Annotated in this window: 4 protein-coding genes; 1 reads left to right on the forward strand and 3 read right to left on the reverse strand. The window is 61.0% G+C overall.

Annotated elements, in window-relative coordinates; genetic code table 11:
• The coding region (locus NW853_RS13015) for a DUF4388 domain-containing protein (protein WP_414349233.1) at nucleotides 1-497 on the reverse strand (497 nt) is incomplete at its 3' end.
• A gap of 178 nt (nucleotides 498-675) precedes the next feature.
• On the opposite strand from NW853_RS13015, the gene NW853_RS13020 reads away from it, so the two are divergent.
• The gene (locus NW853_RS13020) at nucleotides 676-960 is read left to right on the forward strand and encodes a YggT family protein (protein ID WP_414334526.1); all 285 of its coding nucleotides are present in this window, start codon (nucleotides 676-678) and stop codon (nucleotides 958-960) included.
• 19 nt (nucleotides 961-979) lie between these two features.
• On the opposite strand, the gene NW853_RS13025 is transcribed toward NW853_RS13020, so the two are convergent.
• Together NW853_RS13025 and NW853_RS13030 are read right to left on the reverse strand one after the other, a co-directional pair.
• Nucleotides 980-2,074: an electron transfer flavoprotein subunit alpha/FixB family protein gene (locus NW853_RS13025; RefSeq protein ID WP_414334524.1), complete on the reverse strand. Its 1,095-nt coding sequence runs from the start codon at nucleotides 2,072-2,074 to the stop codon at nucleotides 980-982.
• Nucleotides 2,075-2,241: 167 nt separating this feature from the next.
• On the reverse strand, nucleotides 2,242-3,066 hold the full coding sequence (locus NW853_RS13030) for an electron transfer flavoprotein subunit beta/FixA family protein (RefSeq protein ID WP_414334522.1): 825 nt from the start codon (nucleotides 3,064-3,066) through the stop codon (nucleotides 2,242-2,244).
• Nucleotides 3,067-3,213: the final 147 nt, after the last annotated feature.

The raw sequence follows: 3,213 nt of genomic DNA on the forward strand, positions 1-3,213 counted from the left end.
TGGATATAGGGATGTAGCTTTTTCCACTCCTGCACCTGGGTGACCATCTCGGTGAGCAGGGGGGTGACGGGGAAGGTGGTCAACTGGGGGGCCAAGGGGGATCCAGCCTCGAAAATGAAGGAGCCCTGGTGGAGGCTGAGCAGGTCGAAGAGGACTTCCCGCACCATGCCCAGCAGGATCTGCTTGCCTTGGCTGGGGTTGAGCTTGTGGCTTTCCAGCAAAGACCAGAGGCGGTTGTACTCGGGGGCATTGACCGCTGCTTTGTGGGGGATCTCAACTTCGTCTAGGGCGGCTTCCAGCTTGAGGCGGCGCAGGTAGTCTTTGAGGCGGGTGATGTTGCCTTCGCTTTCGGAGGCGTAGATGATTCGCCCATTTAGGAAAAAGACGAACCAGTAGGCGGAGCGGCTGGCCTCTACGAAAAGTTCACCGGTGCGCTGGCCCAACTCGATCAGTTGAAGGATGCTGCGGATATCGATCTCTTGTAATCTTCCCTGCATGGGATCCCTGCCTGGAGTCAGCAAGATACGACCATTATGACGCTAGTCTCTAATGGCTGCCGCCCTGCTTGTAGGACTATTTTGGAAACGGAGTTAAAGTTTTAAAAAGTTGGGGTTAAGCTTAGAGCCGAGTGCCTGCATTCCGAGTATCCTCTAGAGCCTGGTTCCTGCAAGACGTATGCTGCCGCAATTCACTGCCTGGGTGCTGGGTCCGCTATTGGCGATCTACACCGTCCTGTTTGTGCTGCGCATTTTCCTGTCTTGGTATCCGCAACTGGATACTTCCCGGCTGCCCTACTCCCTGGTGGTCGGCCTGACGGAGTTTCTGTTGCGCCCGACGCGCCGCCTGATCCCACCGCTGGGGGGGGTGGACATGGCGCCTGTGGTGTGGGTGGGCCTGGTAACCCTGTTGCGGGAGCTGTTGCTGGGGCAGCAGGGGCTGCTGACGATGGCTCTGCACTAGGGCGTTTCCCTGGATCTGCTCAGCGACTTTGCAAGAGAGGGATCCGCTCGTCGGCCCCTTCCCGGATCTCCTCCTGTCTCTGTTGCAGTTGCCGGATCAGCTCCGGCACCACCTGGTAGAGATCCCCGACGATGCCGTAGTGGGCAAATTTGAAGATGGGGGCGGCGCTGTCTTTGTTGATGGCGATGATGGTCTGGGACTTGTCCATGCCGACGCGGTGTTGGATGGCGCCGGAAATGCCGCAGGCGATGTAGAGCTGGGGGCGAACGGTTTTGCCGGTTTGCCCCACCTGGTGGGCATAGGGGATCCAGCCGGCATCCACAGCCTTGCGGGAAGAACCGACGGCGCTGTTGGGGAAACAGGCGGCCAGCGCTCTCATCAGCTCGAAGCCTTCTGGGGATCCCAGCCCGTAGCCGCCGGAAACGATCACTTTGGCCCGCGTCAGATCTACGGCCTGGGAGAGGTTGCGCACCGTTTCCACAATGTGCAGCTTGAGATCCTCCGGCTCCAAGTTGACCGGCACCGGGATCACTTCCCCTTGGCGGGAGCCGTCCCACGGCAAGGGCAGCATCACGCCGGGGCGCACGGTGGCCATTTGCGGGTTTTTCCAGGGGCCGAGGATGCGGGCCTTGAGGGACTCGCCAAAGCTGGGCCGAATGGCGTACAGGCATTCGGGGAAGAGGCCGGACTTGCTGGGATCCCGGCTGTTGCTATACTCGAAGGGGCCGATGTCGAGCTCGGTGCAGTCGGCGGTCAGGCCGGTTTCCAGGTGGGCGGCCAGACGGGGGGCTAGGTCCCGACCGGTGGTGGTGGATCCCAGCAGGATGGTGTGGGGTGGCTGGGGCCAGCTTTTGAGCAAGTCCAGGATAACGCGGCGGTAGGGCAGGGTGCGGTATTCGGCCAACTCGGGGTGGTCGGCGATGAAGACCTGATCCGCCCCGTGGCCGATCAGGATCGGGGGCAGGTGAGCGATGTTGTGGCCGAGGACGAGGGCACTCAGGGTAGCTTCCAGCTTGTCGGCCAGCCGTCGCCCCGCTCCCAACAGCTCCAGGCCGATGGGCTGCAACTCACCCTTGACCTGCTCGGCGAAGACCACTATCCGCTTATGATCCATAGAACCGTGACTCCTGAATTGAGATTGGGTCGAGGGCAATCTCATCTGTTGCGACGAGGTGAAGCAAAGTTTCTCCGGGTCAACTTTGTCAGCTTTTCACCGCCTAAAACCGAAAGCTTTCGCCAGCCACTCTGGGGCCGATAGGAGAGGGGACTTGGCCAACAGGACTAGGAAGTTGCAGCGCAGCGGAAGAGGTCAACGGCCTGCGTCAGTTGGCTGATCAGTTGAGGAACGGGCTGCCCTTGAAAGACCTGACAGTTGCCGCCGATTTCCCCTACTTTTTCGGTGGCGGCCACGATGGTCGGGGATCCCTGGAGGCCGCAGCGCTTTGGATCGGCCCCCACATCGTCCAGGTTGAGAATCTGGATGGCCTCGGCCCGTGCCGCCTCATCCCGCATCAACCGCTGCACCCGCTGCACGCCACGTAGGGTGGGATAGGCCAGGCGCCGCGCCGAATTGGCCACCGTAATTAAAACCGGCAGCGGCACCGTCACCGTCTGGGATCCCCCTTCGATGGCCCGCCGCGCCACCAGAATCCCATCGCGGATCTCAAAGGCCTCGCAATAGGTAACCTGAGGGATCCCCAGCCGCTCGGCCAACTGGGGCCCCACCTGGGCCGTGTCGCCGTCGGTGGTCTGCAGCCCGCAGAAGATGACATCGGGCCGGCCCGCATAGCGAACCGTGTGGGCCAGGGTGTAGGCAGTGGCCAAGGTATCCGAAGCGGCCAGGCGGCGGTCGGTCATCAAAATGCCCCGATCCACGCCGTGGGCAATGGCCTCGTAGAGCACCTCGATGGCCGGCGGTGGCCCCATCGTGATCGCTGTCACCCTCGCCCCATGTTGCCGTTTGGTTTGCAGGGCCGCTTCCAGCGCATAGCGATCGAAGGGGTTCAGCATCCGCTTGGCCTTGGCGCGGTCGATCGTGCCGTCACTGTTGATGCCGGCTTTGGCATTTTGATCGGGAACTTGCTTAATTAGGACAAAAGTTTCCAAGGATATCAGCTCCCTAGCGATCCCCTCCAGACTAAGAGGGATCCCTAGGCAGCAGAAACTTATTCAGCTTTTTTTCGGGATCGGAAACGGTGAGCACTCTGATGAGCACTCTTCAGTCGCCTTTCTCAGCACATCAGTTGCTCAAGT

Source organism: Synechococcus sp. H55.11, from assembly GCF_047462475.1.
Classification (GTDB): domain Bacteria; phylum Cyanobacteriota; class Cyanobacteriia; order Thermostichales; family Thermostichaceae; genus Thermostichus.

Bases quoted from the DNA above. Each gene is read 5' to 3' on its own strand.
- NW853_RS13025 (WP_414334524.1), bottom strand. From the start codon at position 2,074: ATGGATCATAAGCGGATAGTGGTCTTCGCCGAGCAGGTCAAGGGTGAG.
- NW853_RS13020 (WP_414334526.1), top strand. From the start codon at position 676: ATGCTGCCGCAATTCACTGCCTGGGTGCTGGGTCCGCTATTGGCGATC.